We start from the raw sequence: 17366 nt of genomic DNA on the forward strand, positions 1-17366 counted from the left end.
TAGGCATGTTTTTCGACAAGGTGCTGGACCGAAAGGCCCCAGGGGTTCGCGGACTTTTGCTGGTGTTGGCGGTTGCGCTGCTGGGCGCCTTGCTGGTGGTGCAGGGTGCACTGCATTGGCGGAGCACAGAGCGCGCCACCGAGCGCACGCGCCTGTTGACGCAGACGGCCGATGCACTGGTGAGCCAGACCACAGGCGGCGGCCTGCTGGGCGCGGTGTCGCTGCTGGGCTTGAGCGAGCCCTTGCTCAAGGAAATGGCATTGGGCCGCCTGCCACCCGACGACCCGGAAGCGCTGGCCCGGCTTGCCGTGGCGCGTGGGCGGTTTCTGGTCAAGGGTGTCTATGTCATTGCTGCGGATGGCACCGTGGTGGCGCATGAGACGGCGGGCGAGCGGTCCACGGGCATCAATCTCGCGTTTCGCCCGTACTTTCAGCAAGCCATCCAGGGGGGCAACAGCGTGTACGCCGCCGTGGGCCGCAATACGCAGGAGCGCGGCCTGTACTACGCAGCGCCACTGTATGCGGGTGACTCGCCCGCCGGATCGATCATCGGGGTGGTGATGTTCAAGGCGGGGTTCGAGGCGGTGGACCTGCTGCTCAAGCGCTCGGGCCTGCCCACGGTGTTGCTCTCGCCGCAAGGGGCCGCGTTTTCTTCCACACGGCCCGAATGGCAGTTTGGCGTGGCCCTGCCGCTCACCCAGGCGCGCATCGACGCCATTCGGGCGTCGGGCCAATTGGGCCATCATTTTGAGAACGGTGTGGCCTCGGCCCTTCCGTTTTCGCCCGATGCGGGTGAGGTGACGCTCAACGGCGTGACCTACGCGGTGGAGCACCACGCCATCGACTGGAACGACCCAGGGGGGCAATGGCAACTGGTGATGCTCGACGACATCAGTGCCTTGATGACGCCCGCCCGGCGCGCGCAGGTGGGGGCCGCTGCGTTTGCGCTGCTGGGCCTGCTTGGGTTGCTGCTGCTGGACCTTTTGCGCAGCCGCGCGCAGATGGCGAGCGCGCTGGACCGTTTCCGGTTGCTGGGCGCGGCGCTCGAAAGCAGCCCGGTTTCCGTGATCATCACCGATGGCGACGGCCGCATCGATTGGGTCAACCCCCAGTTCGAACGTAACACCGGCTACACGCTGGACGAAGCACGGGGCAAGAAGCCGTCGCTGGTGGCCAGCGGGCAGACCCCGGCGCGGACTTACCAGACCCTGTGGTCCACGCTGCTTTCCGGGCAGTCCTGGCGGGGGCATTTTGTGAACCGCCGCAAGGACGGAAGCATCTACCACGACGAAGCCACGCTGTCGCCGGTGTTTGACGAGCATGGCAAGCGGATTGGCATCGTGGGCCTGCACGAGGACGTGACCGAGCGCATGCAGGCCCAGCAGGAGCTGGAACGGCGTGAGCGCCTGCTCAACGAACTGCTGGAGCAGCAAACGGCTATTTTTGACAATGCGCCGCCCATCGTGCTGGTGTGCGATGGCTACTTTCGCCAGTTCAATCCCGCGTTCCTTGAGCTCATGGGGGGCACATCCTCGCAGTTGCTGGGGCAGGGTGTGTCGGTGCTGTTTGGCGGTGCGGGCCCCACGGATCTTTTTGCAGCCCGGGTGGCACCCAGCCTGGCATCGGGCCAGGCCCTGCGCGAGACGGTCACCTTGCACCGCCTGGATGGCCGCAGTTTCGAGGCGCGCCTGGCGGGGCGCAGCCTGAAGATGGACGGCTTCAACGCCGCATCCATCTGGGTGATCGAGGATGTGAGCGACCAGCGGCGCGCTGAGCTGGCCATCGAGCAGGCCAAGGAGCGCCTGGAGCTGGCCCAGGAGGCGGGCAAGATCGGGGTGTTCGATCTGAACCTGCACACGGGCGAGGTTGTGTGGTCCGACAAGCTGGCGCAGATGATGGGCCTGCCGCCAGGCACACAACCGGACGGCCGCGACTTCTGGCTCAACTGCCTGCATCCCGAGGACCGCGAACGCGCGCATGCCTATTTCAACAGCAGCCTGGCAGGGACCGAGGACCACTTGCGCGATTCCTGGCGCATCGTGCGCCCCGATGGCGAAGTGCGCTGGTTTCTGGAGGCAGCGCGCATCTTCCGGGATGCGCAGGGCCAGCCCGTGCGCGTGGTGGGTGTCAACGTGGACATCCAGGACCAGAAGCTGCTGGAAGAGCAGGTGGCAGGGCAGCTGGATTTCCAGCAGGCGCTGATCGACGCTATCCCCATCCCGCTGTTCTACAAGGGGGCGGACGGGCGCTACATCGGCGTCAACCGTGCGTATGAGCAGGCTTTCGCGGTGGCGCGTGAAGCCCTGGTCGGCAAGACCGTGGCGGACCTGGACTATCTGTCCCCCGAGACCCGGTTGCTGTTCGAGCGCGACACCCTGGTGGCGATGGACGGTGAGCGGTCGGTGCACCGGGAGGTCGACCTGCCCTATGCCGATGGAGACATACACCACACGTTGTTCTGGCTGCACGGGTTCGCGCGCCCGGATGGAACACCGGGCGGCACCATCGGCACGCTGGTGGACATCACCGACCGCCAGCGCGCCGAGCAGGAGCTGCGCCGCGCCAAGGAACTGGCCGAAGAGTCCACCGCGCTCAAGTCCAACTTTCTGGCCAACATGAGCCACGAGATTCGCACTCCGATGAACGCGATCATCGGCATGTCGCACCTGGCGCTCAAGTCGGGCCTGAGCCCCCGCCAGCATGACTACGTGAGCAAGATCCAGCAGGCGGGCCAGCACCTGCTGGGGGTGATCAACGACATCCTGGATTTTTCCAAGATCGAGGCGGGCAAGCTGGTGGTCGAGTGGCAGCCGTTTTTGCTCGACCGCATGCTCGAGAGCGTGTCCGACGTGGTGGGCTACAAGGCCGGCGCCAAGGGGCTGGAGCTGGTTTGCGATGTGGCCAGCGACGTGCCGCCCAACCTGGTGGGCGACGCGCTCCGCCTGGGCCAGGTGCTCATCAATTTCGCCAACAACGCCATCAAGTTCACCGAGTCAGGAGAGATCGCCATCGCCGTGCGATTGCTGGAATCGAAGGACTTGCAGGTGCGGCTGCGTTTCGAGGTGCGCGACACCGGCATCGGCCTGACCGAAGAGCAGATGGGGCGCCTGTTCCAGAGCTTTCAGCAGGCAGACACCTCTACCACGCGCAGGTATGGCGGCACGGGGCTCGGGCTGGCCATCTGCAAGAGCCTGGCCGAGCTGATGGGCGGCGAGGTCGGGGTCGACAGCGTATTTGGCAAAGGCTCCACCTTCTGGGTGACCGTGCCCATGGAGCGTGGCGCGCCCGCCCGCGCGCTGCTGCCCCCGCCCGACCTGCGCGGCAGCCGCGTGTTGGTGGTGGACGACAACCACACGGCGGCCACGGTGTTATCCGACATGCTGCTGGCCATGGGCTTCGAGGTGGAGCAGGCACATTCCGGGCTGGAGGCGCTGGACCGGCTACGCGAATCCATGGCCCAGCACCGGCCTTATGGCCTGCTGCTGCTCGACTGGCACATGCCGGGCATGGACGGCGTGGAGCTGGCAGGCCATATCCGCAGCCTGGGCATGGCCAAGGTGCCCCAGATGCTCATGGTCACGGCCTATGGCCGCGAGGACGTGATGCGCGCCGCGCGGGCCCAGGGCATCGAAACCGTGCTCATCAAGCCCGTCAACGCCTCGGTGCTGTTCGATACCCTCATGCAACCGCTGGAGCACGCCACCACGGCGGGGCGCCGCACGGTCTCCCCGCCGCCCGCAGCCTCAGAGTTGCCGCTGGAGATACGTGGTGCCCAGGTGCTGCTGGTCGAAGACAACGAACTCAACCAGATGGTGGCGATGGAACTGCTGCTGGACGCGGGTTTTGCCGTGGATGTGGCCGAAAACGGCCAGGTCGCCATCGACCGCATCGAGCGCAAGCATTACGACGCCGTGCTGATGGACATGCAGATGCCCGTCATGGACGGCGAAACCACCACACGTGCGCTGCGCGGCAATCCGCAGCACGCTCGCCTGCCCATCATCGCGATGACTGCGAATGCGATGGAGGTGGATCGCCAACGCTGCTTTGCAGCGGGCATGAACGACCATGTCGCCAAGCCCATCGACCCCGCGGCACTGTGGGCGGCCTTGGGCCGCTGGATACGCCCCCGCGACGGGCTGGGGGCTGCGCCTGCGGCGGCCACAGGCGAGGGCGCGGGCCTGCGGCAGCCCGAGGAACCGCAGCAGCAGGACACCGCCTGGCCGTTGGTGGCGGGGCTGGACACCACACTGGGCCTGCAGCGCGCTTTGGGCAAGCCAGGGTTGTATGCCGAGCTGCTGCGCCGGTTTGCCCAAGGGCAGGCGCCCGTGCTGGCCGAACTGCAGCAGGCGTTGTCTGCCAACAACCTCAGCCTGGCTGAGCGCCTGGCCCACACACTGCGCTCGGTGGCTGCCAATATCGGTGCTCCAGTGGTGTCCGAGCGCGCCCAGGCGCTGGAACATGCACTGCGCTTTCGCCACGGCAACGAGGCCATCGTGCATGGGCTGGCCGAATTGCGCGCGGCCCTGGTGCCGGTGCTGGGGGCGCTGCAGGCATGGATGGCCCAGGCGGTGGAGTCGGGGCCCCTGCAGTCCGATGCGGCACAGGCAGAGGGCGGAGCCACCGCCGCCGATGCCCTGCAGCGCCTGCGCCATCTGCTGGAGCAAGACGACCCAGCCGCCACGGAATTTTTCCAACACAATGGCAGTGTGCTCAAGGGGATATTGGGCGAGGCTTATAAGGTGGTGGAGATGCACACCCTGAATTTCGACTTCGAGCAGGCCCTGGATGCCATGGCGGCAGCACCTGGCTCCGAGCCCATGGCCGCCCCGCACCCCTGAACGGCACAACACACAGGACACCTCATGGACAACGCGCCTTTTGCCACCCGTCCGGCGGCACTCGTTGACAAGCCGATCGCCACCGTGCTCGTGGTGGACGACACGCCCGAGAACCTCACCCTTATGGGAAGCCTGCTGCGTGAGCACTACCTGGTGAAGGTGGCCAACCACGGGGAAAAGGCGCTCAAGATCGCCCAATCGGACACACCGCCAGACCTCATCTTGCTGGACATCATGATGCCGGATGTGGACGGCTACGAGGTCTGCCGGCGCCTCAAGGCGGCACCCGCCACGCGCGACATCCCGGTGATCTTTTTGACTGCGCGCTCCAACCCCGACGACGAACGCAGGGGCCTGGCCCTGGGTGCGGTGGACTACATCACCAAGCCCATCAGTCCACCCATTTTGCTGGCGCGGGTCAACACCCACCTGGCACTCAAGGCCACGGCCGATTTTCTGCGCGACAAAAGCGCTTACCTGGAGCGCGAGGTGGCCATGCGCACGCTGGAGGTGCAGGCCATCCAGGACGTGACCATCATGGCCATGACCTCATTGGCCGAAACCCGCGACAACGAGACCACCAACCACATCCGTCGCACCCAGCTGTATGTGAAGACGCTGGCCGAGCGGCTGCGCCAGCACCCGCGTTTTGAGCATGTGCTCAACGACCGGATGATCGAGCTGCTCTACAAGTCCGCCCCGCTGCACGACATCGGCAAGATAGGCATCCCCGACAGCATTTTGCTCAAGCCGGGCAAGCTCACGGTGGAAGAGTTCGAGATCATGAAGACCCACACCACGCTGGGCCGCAATGCCATCGACGAGGCCGAACGGCGCCTGGGCATGCGGGTGGCGTTCTTGAGCGTCTCTAAAGAGATCGCCTACAGCCACCAGGAAAAGTGGGATGGCACGGGCTACCCCGAGGGGCTGGAGGGCGACGCGATCCCCGTGTCAGCGCGCCTCATGGCTGTGGCCGATGTGTATGACGCGGTCATCAGCAAACGCGTCTACAAGCCTGCGTTCTCGCACGACCAGGCCTGCAGCACCATCGTACGCGGCCGGGGCTCGCACTTCGACCCGGACATGGTGGATGCGTTTGTGGACGTAGCGGACGACTTTCGCAGCATTGCCCAGAACTACCCCGACCCGGCGTGATGATGAGCCGTCGCCGTGCGGTACCCTGGCGGGTACGCGCGTGGTGGTGCGGGTGGGTCAGAACGGAGCGTCTTCGCCCTTGACCGTGTCGTCGCCATCGGCGGCTTCGGCGCTGGCGCTGACGGGCACATCGGCGGTGGTTTCTGGCTCTGCCGCAGCCGCCTGGCGCACGGCGGCCTTGTCGCCAGCGCTCGCAAACTTGCTGTATTTGGTGAGAACAGGCACCAGTTGGCCGTACACGCGGGGGTTGCCCGCCAGGCACTCGCGCTGCTCCAGAAAGTCGGCTTCGCCCGTGAAGTTGCCCACCAGGCCACCGGCCTCGGTCACCAACAGCGAGCCTGCGGCCACATCCCAGATCGACAGGCCGGTTTCAAAGAAACCATCGGTGAAGCCTGCGGCCACGTAGGCCAGGTCCAGCGCGGCGGCGCCGGGGCGGCGCAGGCCGGCGCTGCGCTGCATCACGTCGGCCATCATGTTCAGGTAGCTCTTGAAGTTGTCGCCGGGGCGGAAGGGGAAGCCCGTGGAGAGCAGGCAATCCTTGAGCTGGGTGCGCTTGCTCACGCGGATGCGGCGCTCGTTCAGATAGGCACCACGGCCCTTGGTGGCGGTGAACAGGTCGTTGCGCGTGGGGTCGTAGATCACGGCCTGCTCGACCTTGCCCTTCACCGCCAGCGCGATGCTCACGCAATAAACGGGGAAACCGTGGATGAAATTGGTGGTGCCATCCAGCGGGTCGATGATCCAGACGAACTCCGAATCCTTGGCGCCGTATTCCTTGCCCGACTCTTCGGCCAGGATGCCGTGGCCGGGGTAGGCCGTGAGCAGCGTCTCGATGATGATCTTCTCGGACGCATGGTCCACTTCGGTCACGAAGTCGTTGATCTGCTTTTGCGAGATCCGCACCGATTCCACGTCCAGGGCCGCGCGGTTGATGATGGCGCCGGCGGCGCGTGCAGCCTTGATGGCCACGTTGAGCATGGGGTGCAGATTGGACGACATAAATTGTGGTGGTGAGCAGGGCGCCTGCCGCAAAAAAGGGGAGGGCGCCTAGCGAATCAGGAGCGGTTCGGCCCGGCCCGGCGATGCGGGCGGCGACAATGAGGGCGAGATTTTACCCGCAGAGCCCCTTTTTCACCTAACTGCCCGACCTTTCCCCCGTCCTGCCCTGCCATGAAGACCCGTTTTGTCCTGATCAACACCAGCCACGCCGGCAACGTGGGCGCCGCCGCCCGTGCCATGAAAACCATGGGTTTCGACGACCTGGTGCTGGTGGCCCCGCGCTGGGCCAACGTGCTGCGGCGTGAGGAAACCATCCAGCGCGCCAGCGGCGCCCTGGATGTGCTGAACAACGCCCGCATCGTTGCCACGCTGGATGAGGCGCTCGACGGCATCAGCCACCTGTGCGCCACGGCCATGACGCCGCGCGACTTTGGCCCGCTCACCGCCACGCCACGGGCACATTTTGAAATGCTATTAAAACAGGAGCTGTTGGCGATTGATGGACAAGCGCTAGAGGCTGAAAACAGTCAAAATCCAGAAGAAATACCAGCCTCATCAGCAGCGCAGACAGGCGTGGCCTTCCTCTTTGGCTCCGAGCGTTTTGGCATGGCCAACGAGGACGTTTACCGTTGCCATGTGGCGCTGTCTATTCCCACCAACCCCAGCTTTGGCTCGCTCAACCTGGGCGCGGCCATTCAGGTGATTGCCTACGAGTGGCGCATGGCGCTGGGCGGTTTCCCTGTGCAGGACGCCACCCCCGCCCGCGCCCTGGCCGATGCGGCCCAGGTGGCGGGCATGTTGGGCCACTGGGAGCAGGCGCTCACCAGCATCGGCTTTCTGGACCCCGCCGCGCCCAAAAAGCTCATGCCCCGCCTTAACCAGCTTTTCAACCGCGCGCAGTTGGCGCCCGAGGAAATCCACATTCTGCGTGGTGTCGCCAAAGCCATGATCGAGGCGGCGCAGGCGAAACGATAGACTGTAGACACGTTCTCAACACATAACCAAAAGAAACGAAACAACCGATGTTCGCCCGCCTGCGTTCCGATATCCAGTGCATCCTCGACCGCGATCCTGCCGCGCGCAGCACGTGGGAGGTGATCACCTGTTATCCGGGCCTGCACGCGATCTGGCTGCACCGGCCCGCGCACTGGTGCTGGCACAACGGCCTGAAGTGGCCGGGGCGCTTCATCTCCAACTTCTCGCGCTGGCTCACGGGCATTGAGATCCACCCCGGTGCAAAAATTGGCGAACGTGTGTTCTTCGACCACGCCATGGGCGTGGTGGTGGGCGAGACCGCCGAGATCGGCGATGGCTGCACCATCTACCAGGGCGTCACGCTGGGCGGCACCTCGCTGTACAAGGGCGCCAAGCGCCACCCCACGCTGGGCAAGGATGTGGTGGTGAGTGCGGGCGCCAAGGTGCTCGGCGGCTTTGAAGTAGGCGATGGCGCCAAGATCGGCAGCAACGCCGTGGTCATCAAACCCGTGCCACCTGGCGCCACGGCGGTGGGCATTCCGGCACGCATCATCCCGTCCAAAGAGGGCGAGAGCGCCGACGTGACCGAGCCACAGCAGCCGCGCAAGTTCACGGCCTACGGCATCACGCAAGAGGACGACCCGCTTTCGCAGGCCATGCGCGGGCTGATCGACAACGCCTCGTCACAAGAGCACCAGATCGCGCTGCTGTGGCAGGCCATCGAGAAGCTGTCGGTCAATGCCTCGACCAAGGACTGTGTGCCCTGTGATGCAGCGCTCAAGGAGCAGTTTGAGGCGGGCAAGCTCAACGAGCTGGTGGGCAAGTAGGCGCCTAACCCAACGTATTACCTTTGCTCTTAAAAACGTAGCTGCTAGCGCTTTATGGACAAGCGTTAGCAGCTATTTTTCTTTGAAAAGTTGGCTCAGGCCGTGCGAGGTGCGCGGATGGCCGTTTTGGGCCTGAACGCCTTGCACACCTCGTCCCTTGTTTCCATATAAGGCCCGCCAATCAGGTCCACGCAATACGGCACGGCCGCGAAGATGCCGGGCACGATCTGCTGGCCGTCGGCGCCTTTGAGACCTTCCAGCGTTTCGGCAATCGCCTTGGGCTGGCCGGGCAGGTTGATGATGAGGCTTTGCCCGCGCACCACGGCCACCTGGCGCGAGAGGATGGCGGTGGGGACGAACTTCAGGCTGATCTGGCGCATTTGCTCGCCAAAACCCGGCATCTCCTTGTGCGCCACGGCCAGCGTGGCCTCGGGCGTCACGTCGCGCAGGGCGGGACCGGTGCCGCCGGTGGTCAGCACCAGGCAGCAGCCTGCGTCTACCAGCGCGATCAGTGCGGCGCTGATGCCGTCCTGCTCGTCGGGGATGAGGCGCGACTCGAACGTGATGGGGTTGTGCAGCGCGCGGGTGAGCCAGTCTTGCAGCGCGGGCAGGCCCTTGTCTTCATAGACGCCGGTGCTGGCGCGGTCGCTGATGGAGACGATGCCGATCCGCACCGGATCGTGGCCACTGGAGTCAGTCATTGATCTCATCCTCTTCGGCGCTGTCGGTGCCTGCGTCGTTGCCCGTGTTCCCCATGTGCTCGCGCACTAGTTGGAACAGCTCGCGGTAGGCGCGGCCCTTGCGTGGGGCCAGGCCCTGTGATTCGGCTGCCTTGTCTGCGGGGGGCGCATCTTTGCGGGCCTGGCGGATCAGGGCCCGCAGTTGCTGGGTGTCGGTGGTGGGGTGTTCGGCCATCCAGGGGGCGAGGGCGTCGTCATCGGCGATCAGGCGGTCGCGCCATTGCTCGGCTAGGTGCAGTTGCAGCTTTTCGGTGGCCGAACCCTTGTGCTGTTCTTCCAGGGCCTGGCGCGCGGCCAGCACCAGCTCGGGTTCGAGCTTGCGCATGAGCTTGCCCACGTACTGCATCTGCCGGCGTTTGCCTTCAAAGTTGGTGATGCGCTTGGCCTCGGCCAGGGCGTCCGCCAGCTTGTCGGGCAGGCCCACGGCGTCGAACAGGTCGGCGCGCAGGCTCAGCAGCTCCTTGCCCAGGTCCTGCAGTTCGTCGCTTTCGCGTTTGAGATCGGTGCGGCTGGCATCGGGCGTGCCTTTGAGTTCGGCTTTGAGCTGAATGTCCATCTCGCTGCCTTCGGCAACGAATTGGCCTCGCACAAAGTAGCCTTTTTTGGGTTTGCGTGACATGGGTGGGGGCAAAAAGAGAAGCGGCGCAGAGCGCGCCGCAGCGGCAAGTATCATAGCTGCCGCTATGAATAAACCCTCCACACGCGCCGCGCGCCCCCAAAGCGCCCCGGCTGCCGCGCAAGCCCTGGCCCCCTCCCGCACCCCTGACAGCGGCTTCAGCTACAGCCGCCCGTTTTTTGAAGAGCTGGTGGACCGCGCCCTGGCCCATGCCAAGAAGCTCGGCGCTACCGACGCGGGCGCCGAGGCGTCTGAGGGCTGCGGCCTGTCGGTCAGCGTGCGCAAGGGCGAGCTGGAGAACGTGGAGCGCAACCGCGACAAATCCCTGGGTGTGACGGTCTATATCGGCCACCGCCGGGGCAATGCCAGCACCTCGGACTTTTCAACCCAGGCCATTGAGCAAACGGTGCAGGCCGCCTACGACATCGCCCGCTTCACGGCCGAAGACCCCGTGGCCGGTTTGCCCGATGCCGACGATATCGCGCCTGCCGACACCCACCGCGACCTTCAGCTGTTTCACCCCTGGGCTGTTACCAGCGAAGAGGCCGCGCAACTGGCCATGGCCTGCGAGGCCGCCGCGCTCAAGACCCACCGCCGCATCACCAACAGCGAGGGCGCGGGCGTGTCGGCGCAGCAAAGTCATTTTTTCAGCGCCCACACGCGCGGCTTTCGCGGCGGCTATGCCAGCTCGCGCCACAGCTTCTCGGTGGCGCCCATTGCATCGCTGCCCGGCAAAAATGCTGAGATGCAGCGCGATGCCTGGTACAGCTCCATGCGCAACGCCGCCGACCTGGCCTCGCCCGAGGCCGTGGGCCGCTATGCCGCGCAGCGCGCCCTGAGCCGCCTGGGCAGCCGCAAGATTCCCACCACGCAGTGCCCCGTGCTGTTTGAATCCACCCTGGCTGCTGGTTTGCTGGGCGGTTTTGTGCAGGCGGTCAGTGGCGGCTCGCTCTACCGCAAAAGCAGCTTTCTGCTCGATTCGCTGGGCAAGCGGGTGTTTCCCAAACACATCGACATTTTGGAAGACCCGTTCATCCTGGGTGGCAAGGGCAGTTCGCCGTTTGACGAAGAAGGCGTGCGCGTGGCGCCGCGCAAGGTCGTCAAGGGCGGGCGGGTGGAGGGCTATTTCCTCAGCAGCTACTCGGCCCGCAAGCTGGGCATGAAGACCACGGGCAATGCCGGTGGTTCGCACAACCTGGTGATGACCTCGCGCCTCACCCAGCCCGGCGACGACCTGGACGCCATGCTGAAAAAGCTGGGCACGGGCTTGTTCGTTGTGGAGTTGATGGGCCAGGGCGTGAACTACGTAACGGGCGATTACTCGCGCGGTGCCAGTGGCTTTTGGGTCGAAAACGGGCAGATCGCCTTTCCCGTGCACGAGATCACCATCGCGGGCAACCTCAAGGACATGCTCAAAGGCATTGAGGCCGTGGGGGCGGACGCCTACAACTACGGCGCCAAAACGGTGGGCTCCATCCTGGTGAACCGGATGAAGGTGGCAGGGAGCTGAGTTTTAACAGGCCCCCTGACAGAAAGAAAAGGCTCCTGCGAACCAGGAGCCTTTTTGTTAGTGTGCAGAGTGATTGCTCATTTTTTAGGAGCATCTTGCGCTTGATGGATAAGCGCTACCGGTCTTTTTGACTGATAATTTCATTGCGAGGCACGGCATGGGCCTTGGCAGGCCGCGCGGCGCTCAAAACCTCTGCCCCTCCAAACCCAGCCAGCACCGCCAACACGCTGGCGACGGCATGGCTGGGCTCTGGCCGGTGGCGGTGTGCCAGGGCCATGGGCCGCATCAGCTGTGGTGCCAGGTGGCGTATCTGCACGTCGGCGGCGCCTTGGTGGTCCTCGGCTTCCTCCAATGGGAGCAGGGCAGCGCACTGGCTGGCTGCCGCCAGGCTTTTGAGTGCGCCGGGGTAGCTCAGCGTGAGAAAGGGGCGCGGGTGGTGCCCCGCCTGCCCGAACCAGCCAGCGATCAGCCCATGCATTTGCGTGGCGGGCGCAAACGAGGCCCATCGGCGCTGCGCCAGCCAGTCGGGCGTTATTTCGTCCGGGGCGTCCCAGGTGGCGGGCAGCAGGGCCACCATCGGGTCGTTGCGCCATGGTGTCAGGCGCACTTCGGCCAGCGGCGGCTGGGGGCTCGCGACGATGCCGATGTCCAGCGTGCCTGCCTTCAGCCGCTGCATCGAGTCGGCCGAGCCCACGGCCTCCAGCCGGATTTCGACGCCCGGACTGCGTTGGGCCAGCGCCTCCAGCATGCGGGGCAGCAGCCGGGTGCTGAGGCCTGCCGACACCCCCACGCGCACCAGGCCCTCGCGGCCTGAGGCACGGCGCTGCACCCGCTCCACCAGATCGTCGCTGGCCAACAGCAACTGCCGCCCCTGCTGCACCAGCACTTCGCCTGCGGGCGTCAGTTCGGCCTGTCGCCTGCCGCGCACCACCAGGCTCGCGTCCAGGCGTGTTTCCAGTTCCTTGATGTGCAGGCTCACCGTGGGCGGCGCCAGGTGCAGCGCCTGCGCGGCGGCAGCAAAGGTGCCCAGGTCGGCAATGGCGATCAGGGTCTGCAACTGGTCCAGGTTGAGGTTGCGCATCAGATTTTCTGACTTATTGGTTCATTGAATTCAACTTTACGGATGATAGACCCGCTGCGACCATCGACGCCATGTTGCATCCCACCCACCTGGACCCTCTTTGCGGCCCTGATGACCTCGATCTTCCTCCGGCCGTAAATGCGGTGCTGCCGCCCCCTAGAACGCGCGCGGCTGCGGCGTGCCAGCGTTGGCTGGTGGCGCTGGGCGATGCCCTGGCAAGGGCCGAAAAACACATCACCGAGAACTTCAGGGTGCCGCCCCATGGGGGGTAGCGCAGCGGCACCAAGGCGGGTTGCCGGGCGAAGGCAGAGGTGTTTCGGCCTTAGATGGAAAAATAGCTGCTAGCGCTTATCTGACAAGCGCTAGCAGCTATCAAAATGATACTGAACCGCGCCGCGCCACACCGCGTGGCAGGCAACGGAGTTGGCGGTACGGGCGCAGCCGAAGGCGGTCAGCCCGCCAGCGCGGCCTTTACGGCGGCGGACACCTGGCCCATGTCGGCCTTGCCCGCCAGGCGGGTCTTGACCACGCCCATCACCTTGCCCATGTCGCCAGGGCCTGCGGCGCCCAGCTCGGCCACGATGGCGCGCACGGCGGCCAGGGTTTCCTCGGCCGACATGCGCTCGGGCAGGTAAGCCTGCAGCACGGCCATTTCGGCCTTTTCCTTGTCGGCCAGGTCTTGGCGGCCCGCGCCTTCAAACGCGGTGATCGAGTCTTTGCGCTGCTTGATGAGCTTGTCCACGATGGCCACTACGGCCGCGTCGTCCAGCACGATGCGCTCGTCCACTTCCTTTTGCTTGATCGCGGCCTGCAACAGCCGGATGGTGCCCAGGCGCTCGCTGTCCTTGGCGCGCATGGCGGTCTTCATGTCTTCGGTGATCTGGTCTTTCAGGCTCATGGCAGCTTCCTCTTTTGGTAAGGCAGAGACGGACGGAGGGTTTGCACAAAGCCCCTCTGGCTAGGCGCAGCGCCGCAGACAGTAGTTTTGCTACGGCAAGGCGCTGCAACGACGCCAGAAAGCCTTTTGGCAGACCCGAAAAAACAAAAACCCGCGCTTGGCGTCCCTAGCGCGGGTTTGGGGCTCCAAGCGATAAGGCTTGGGGTCCGAAGATTAGTACATCTTCTTGGGCAGTTGCATGCTGCGAACGCGCTTGTAGTGGCGCTTCACGGCGGCTGCCTTCTTGCGCTTGCGCTCGGCGGTGGGCTTTTCGTAGAACTCACGGGCGCGCAGGTCGGTCAGCAGGCCGAGCTTTTCAATGGTGCGCTTGAAGCGGCGCAGGGCAACGTCAAAGGGTTCGTTTTCTTTTACGCGGATCGTAGTCATTAGCTAATGTGTTCCAAAATTTTGCCCGCAGCGGGTCTTGGGGAGATCGGGCCTCAAGACCATGCGTGGCGGTTTCCCCGTCTGTAACTAGTATTTGGCCGACGGGGCATTGCCAGCGAAGCCGGAGATTATAGCCTTTGTCGCGCCCCGCTGCACAAGTACCTGGGGTGGGGCTCATCCGAATCGCACATGCACCAGCACGGCCAGTCCGACCAGGATCACGCCGGGAGCCATGTTGCCCAGCCACAGCGATGCGCGCGACGTGGATCGGCCCGAGATGCGCGAGTCGGCCCTGAGGTAGGCGTCGCCCTCATCGGTAAGCAGCCACCGCAGCATCACTGCGCCCCCAGCCAGAGAGCCCACACCCAGCGCCGCGAGGATGGCAATGAAAATGTTGCCGCTCAGGCTGGCCGCAGGCACCAGGGCGACCAGCGCGCCCGCCGCCGTTGCCGCCGCTTGCCACTTTTCTGTGCGCTCAAATGCGTCCATGCCAGGCCCTTGAAAAAAGGTGTCGGCGGCGGAGATGCCGTGCTCTTTGGCCGGAGTGTAGGAGCGAACGGCCCACAGGCGCACGCCCTCTACCGCACAGGGGCCGCAGCGGCTCAGCTATTCGCCAGTGGGTAGCGCCTGCGCGCAGGCGAAGGCACTGGCCCAGGCCCACTGAAAGTTGTAGCCGCCCAGCCAGCCCGTCACGTCCATCACCTCGCCGATGAAGTACAGCCCCGGCTGCGCCTTGCACTCCATGGTCTGCTGCGAGATCGCCTTGGTGTCCACACCGCCCAGCGTCACCTCGGCCTTCTTGTAGCCCTCGGTGCCCGTGGGCGTCTGCTCCCAGCGCGCCAGTTGCTCGGCCAGCCGTGCCAGGGCCTTGTCGGAGGCTTCGGCGATGGGGCGCTGCCAGTCGGCCTCGCGCTGGGCCCAGGCATCGGCCAGGCGGCTGGGGACCAGCGCGGCCAGCTCGTTGGCGATCAGCTTGCGCGAGCGGGCCTTGCCCTGCGCCAGGGCGGCGGGCAGATCGACCGTGGGCGCGAGGTTGATGGCCAGCGGCGTGCCCTCCTGCCAGTAGCTGGAGATCTGCAACACCGCTGGGCCCGACAGGCCCCGGTGGGTGAACAACAGGTCCTCATCGAAGGCCATGCGGTTCTTCTTGGCCCCCGTGCTGATCTGCACCGGCAGCGCCAGCCCCGCAAGCTGCGCATAGGGCGCCCAGCCCGCACCGTCAAAGGTCAGCGGCACCAGGCCGGGGCGGCGTTCGACGAGCGGAATGCTGAACTGCTGCGCCAGCCGGTAGCCAAAGTCGGTGGCACCGATCTTGGGGATCGACAGCCCGCCCGTGGCAATCACCAGCGAGCGCGCCGTGACGGGGCCACGGTCAGTATCAATTTGATAGCTGCCAGCGCTTGTTGAATGGGCGCTAGAGTCCGAAAAGGCTATATTTTTGACGCTGCAAGGCTGCCAGTGCGTCACGCCACCGGCAGCGCACTCGGCCAGCAGCATGGCAATGATGTCCTCGGCTGAGCGGTCGGCAAACAACTGGCCCTTGTGCTTTTCGTGGTGGGCAATGCCGTGCTTTTGCACCAACGCAATGAAGTCCTGCGGCGTGTAGCGCGACAGCGCCGAGCGGCAGAACTGCGGGTTCTGCCCCACAAAGTGCTTGTGCGGCGCCGAAGGGTCCAGGTCGCGGTTGGTGAAGTTGCAGCGCCCGCCGCCCGAGATGCGGATCTTCTCCGCCACCTTGTCGGCGTGGTCGATGAGCAACACCTTCAGGCCGCGCTGGCCCGCCTGGCCCGCGCAGAACAGGCCGGCGGCACCGGCGCCGATGATGACGGCGTCAAATTGCTGCATGAATTTCGCAGTGAGTTGAAATGTGATTTGTCTGGCTATGGTGAATTGGTTGGGAGGCCCGTCCACGTTCCATTTTCCCAAGAGGTCTTCCAGGTGCCGCTTACAGTCGTGGGATCCGCGAAATTGCCTGCTAGACCAAAACTGCCACCGCGATTCACAAGCGCAATGAATCCTTCTGGCGTGACTGTTCCCGCCATATCAAATGTGTATCCATCTCGGGAGCAAGTTCCAGACGCGTCTCCCGTTGCCTCAATAGATATCAAGCATTTTTCCTTGTCGAGACTGCCAATTTTAATATCCCAATATCCAATAAATCGCTCGACTCGATTTTTTTTGATGGGATGATTTTTGGTATTGATGCCTATGAGAGATATGGTGTATTTTCTTTCGTAGTTAAGTTGCGGGTTTGTAGTTGATGTTGATTTTGAATGACCTTGGCAGGCTACTGTTTGTGCAGATATTTCATCAAACCAGCAAGTTCTTTTGTTGATTGTTGTGGATGAGGACTGTACTTGTTTTGATGTGATCTCTGTTTTGAATGTCGAGAATGTGCCAGCCTCTGTTGTATAGGACTCTCTTTGGACTACCTGGCCTGCACTGCTATGCTCAGAGACACTACGGGAGTTTGGATGAGTGCAGGTCCGTTGGTAATTTACCGACCATGTTTCCCCTATCTGAGGAAAAAGTCCAGGCTTCTCTTTTTCGTTCGTATATTCACAATTCGTAAATTTGTCTCTATGTGAATCTATTTGATTATTTTTGTTGACGCGATTTATTATTGGTGCGGTTGGTGGTGAGGATGTATATATGCGGTCGTACGAAAGATCGGTGCTCGGATTTTTTATTGTATATGTATAGTAGAGTGTGGATGGCTCGGTTGGATAACTTGGAGGTGCATTGAAATAAGCGCCTGTGGATGAATATGTGTATGAATCCCCATCTGAGAATTTTATTAGAGTATTCGGGGTATCTGGAGTATTTGGTGTTGAGGGGGGTGACGGCGCTGCATCGTTGCCGCCGCCGCCGCCGCCGCATGCAGAGAGTGCAATGACCATGGAAATGGCGACAATTGTTTTTTGTTTCGAATGGTTGTTTGAAAGCATGGTTTTAAAATGATTGGCGGTTTTAAATTGATTTTTAAATAAGAAGAGAAATTTGGTTCAAGGTTATCAATGACTGAAAATCAATGCGCAGCATGTTGATAAGATGTGTTACATCTCGGCCGAGGATCGTACCCTCAGTCCTTGGGTTGTTGGTTGATTTCATCGGCGGTTTGTAGATGTCCGAGCCTTTCCTTGGACCGATGTAGGTGGATCAGATGGTGCCGATTCCCATCTGTTTTTTTCCATGGACCGTGCAGTTTCTCGATGACCTTGGGCAGGTCTGGCATCTGGCAAGGCATTTGCCTTGTTGTTGGTTCAGGCAAATTGGATGTGCCCGATTCCTTCGCGGC

General features: G+C 63.5%; 14 protein-coding genes. 5 read left to right on the top strand and 9 right to left on the bottom strand.

Features of this window, described 5'->3' with window-relative positions; all coding sequences use genetic code 11:
- Positions 1-5 precede the first annotated feature (5 nt).
- Together Q0105_RS08205 and Q0105_RS08210 are read left to right on the top strand one after the other, a co-directional pair.
- Positions 6-4841, top strand: a complete 4836-nt coding sequence (locus tag Q0105_RS08205; RefSeq protein ID WP_298210615.1) for a PAS domain S-box protein — start codon at positions 6-8, stop codon at positions 4839-4841.
- A 24-nt stretch (positions 4842-4865) separates the two neighbouring features.
- Positions 4866-5996, top strand: coding sequence for a two-component system response regulator (locus tag Q0105_RS08210; RefSeq protein ID WP_298210617.1), 1131 nt, complete (start codon positions 4866-4868; stop codon positions 5994-5996).
- A 57-nt stretch (positions 5997-6053) separates the two neighbouring features.
- Here the strand turns inward: Q0105_RS08210 and Q0105_RS08215 are convergent, their stop codons facing one another.
- Complete coding sequence (locus Q0105_RS08215) at positions 6054-6995, bottom strand: inositol monophosphatase family protein (protein WP_298210619.1); 942 nt, start codon at positions 6993-6995, stop codon at positions 6054-6056.
- A 171-nt stretch (positions 6996-7166) separates the two neighbouring features.
- Here Q0105_RS08215 and Q0105_RS08220 point away from each other — a divergent pair, with 171 nt between their 5' ends.
- On the top strand, positions 7167-7970 hold the full coding sequence (locus Q0105_RS08220; protein ID WP_298210621.1) for an RNA methyltransferase: 804 nt from the start codon (positions 7167-7169) through the stop codon (positions 7968-7970).
- A 47-nt stretch (positions 7971-8017) separates the two neighbouring features.
- On the top strand, positions 8018-8797 hold the full coding sequence (cysE, locus tag Q0105_RS08225; protein WP_298210623.1) for a serine O-acetyltransferase: 780 nt from the start codon (positions 8018-8020) through the stop codon (positions 8795-8797).
- 95 nt (positions 8798-8892) lie between these two features.
- Here the strand turns inward: cysE and mog are convergent, their stop codons facing one another.
- Positions 8893-9498, bottom strand: coding sequence for a molybdopterin adenylyltransferase (mog, locus tag Q0105_RS08230; protein WP_298210625.1), 606 nt, complete (start codon positions 9496-9498; stop codon positions 8893-8895).
- Entirely contained in the window at positions 9491-10156 is a 666-nt protein-coding gene (gene yjgA / locus Q0105_RS08235; RefSeq protein WP_298210627.1) for a ribosome biogenesis factor YjgA, read from the bottom strand. Before yjgA ends, mog begins: the two co-directional genes overlap by 8 nt.
- Before the next feature lie 64 nt (positions 10157-10220).
- Here yjgA and pmbA point away from each other — a divergent pair, with 64 nt between their 5' ends.
- The gene (pmbA, locus tag Q0105_RS08240; protein WP_298210629.1) at positions 10221-11663 is read left to right on the top strand and encodes a metalloprotease PmbA; all 1443 of its coding nucleotides are present in this window, start codon (positions 10221-10223) and stop codon (positions 11661-11663) included.
- A 115-nt stretch (positions 11664-11778) separates the two neighbouring features.
- On the opposite strand, the gene Q0105_RS08245 is transcribed toward pmbA, so the two are convergent.
- The 6 genes from Q0105_RS08245 to Q0105_RS08270 form a co-directional block, all read right to left on the bottom strand.
- Positions 11779-12744 carry a LysR family transcriptional regulator gene (locus Q0105_RS08245; protein WP_298210631.1) on the bottom strand — a complete coding sequence of 322 codons (966 nt, stop codon included), beginning with the start codon at positions 12742-12744 and terminating at the stop codon, positions 11779-11781.
- A gap of 451 nt (positions 12745-13195) precedes the next feature.
- The gene (locus Q0105_RS08250) at positions 13196-13642 is read right to left on the bottom strand and encodes a GatB/YqeY domain-containing protein (RefSeq protein WP_298210633.1); all 447 of its coding nucleotides are present in this window, start codon (positions 13640-13642) and stop codon (positions 13196-13198) included.
- A gap of 213 nt (positions 13643-13855) precedes the next feature.
- Entirely contained in the window at positions 13856-14068 is a 213-nt protein-coding gene (gene rpsU / locus Q0105_RS08255; RefSeq protein WP_005799779.1) for a 30S ribosomal protein S21, read from the bottom strand.
- A gap of 174 nt (positions 14069-14242) precedes the next feature.
- Entirely contained in the window at positions 14243-14557 is a 315-nt protein-coding gene (locus Q0105_RS08260) for a hypothetical protein (RefSeq protein ID WP_298210635.1), read from the bottom strand.
- Positions 14558-14674: 117 nt separating this feature from the next.
- A complete protein-coding gene (locus Q0105_RS08265; protein WP_298210637.1) occupies positions 14675-15913 on the bottom strand; it encodes an NAD(P)/FAD-dependent oxidoreductase in 1239 nt (412 codons plus the stop codon).
- 35 nt (positions 15914-15948) lie between these two features.
- Positions 15949-17016, bottom strand: a complete 1068-nt coding sequence (locus Q0105_RS08270) for a hypothetical protein (protein ID WP_298210639.1) — start codon at positions 17014-17016, stop codon at positions 15949-15951.
- Between the last annotated feature and the right edge of the window lie 350 nt (positions 17017-17366).

This window comes from Acidovorax sp. (genome assembly GCF_027492855.1).
Lineage (GTDB): Bacteria > Pseudomonadota > Gammaproteobacteria > Burkholderiales > Burkholderiaceae_C > Acidovorax.

What these genes read in the sequence shown, in the direction of transcription:
- Q0105_RS08210 (WP_298210617.1), top strand. Translation starts at nt 4,866, where the DNA reads ATGGACAACGCGCCTTTTGCCACCCGTCCGGCGGCACTCGTTGACAAG.
- cysE (WP_298210623.1), top strand. Translation starts at nt 8,018, where the DNA reads ATGTTCGCCCGCCTGCGTTCCGATATCCAGTGCATCCTCGACCGCGAT.
- pmbA (WP_298210629.1), top strand. Translation starts at nt 10,221, where the DNA reads ATGAATAAACCCTCCACACGCGCCGCGCGCCCCCAAAGCGCCCCGGCT.
- Q0105_RS08250 (WP_298210633.1), bottom strand. Translation starts at nt 13,642, where the DNA reads ATGAGCCTGAAAGACCAGATCACCGAAGACATGAAGACCGCCATGCGC.
- rpsU (WP_005799779.1), bottom strand. Translation starts at nt 14,068, where the DNA reads ATGACTACGATCCGCGTAAAAGAAAACGAACCCTTTGACGTTGCCCTG.
- mog (WP_298210625.1), bottom strand. Translation starts at nt 9,498, where the DNA reads ATGACTGACTCCAGTGGCCACGATCCGGTGCGGATCGGCATCGTCTCC.
- Q0105_RS08260 (WP_298210635.1), bottom strand. Translation starts at nt 14,557, where the DNA reads ATGGACGCATTTGAGCGCACAGAAAAGTGGCAAGCGGCGGCAACGGCG.
- Q0105_RS08205 (WP_298210615.1), top strand. Translation starts at nt 6, where the DNA reads ATGTTTTTCGACAAGGTGCTGGACCGAAAGGCCCCAGGGGTTCGCGGA.
- Q0105_RS08220 (WP_298210621.1), top strand. Translation starts at nt 7,167, where the DNA reads ATGAAGACCCGTTTTGTCCTGATCAACACCAGCCACGCCGGCAACGTG.
- Q0105_RS08265 (WP_298210637.1), bottom strand. Translation starts at nt 15,913, where the DNA reads ATGCAGCAATTTGACGCCGTCATCATCGGCGCCGGTGCCGCCGGCCTG.
- Q0105_RS08245 (WP_298210631.1), bottom strand. Translation starts at nt 12,744, where the DNA reads ATGCGCAACCTCAACCTGGACCAGTTGCAGACCCTGATCGCCATTGCC.
- Q0105_RS08270 (WP_298210639.1), bottom strand. Translation starts at nt 17,016, where the DNA reads ATGCTTTCAAACAACCATTCGAAACAAAAAACAATTGTCGCCATTTCC.
- Q0105_RS08215 (WP_298210619.1), bottom strand. Translation starts at nt 6,995, where the DNA reads ATGTCGTCCAATCTGCACCCCATGCTCAACGTGGCCATCAAGGCTGCA.
- yjgA (WP_298210627.1), bottom strand. Translation starts at nt 10,156, where the DNA reads ATGTCACGCAAACCCAAAAAAGGCTACTTTGTGCGAGGCCAATTCGTT.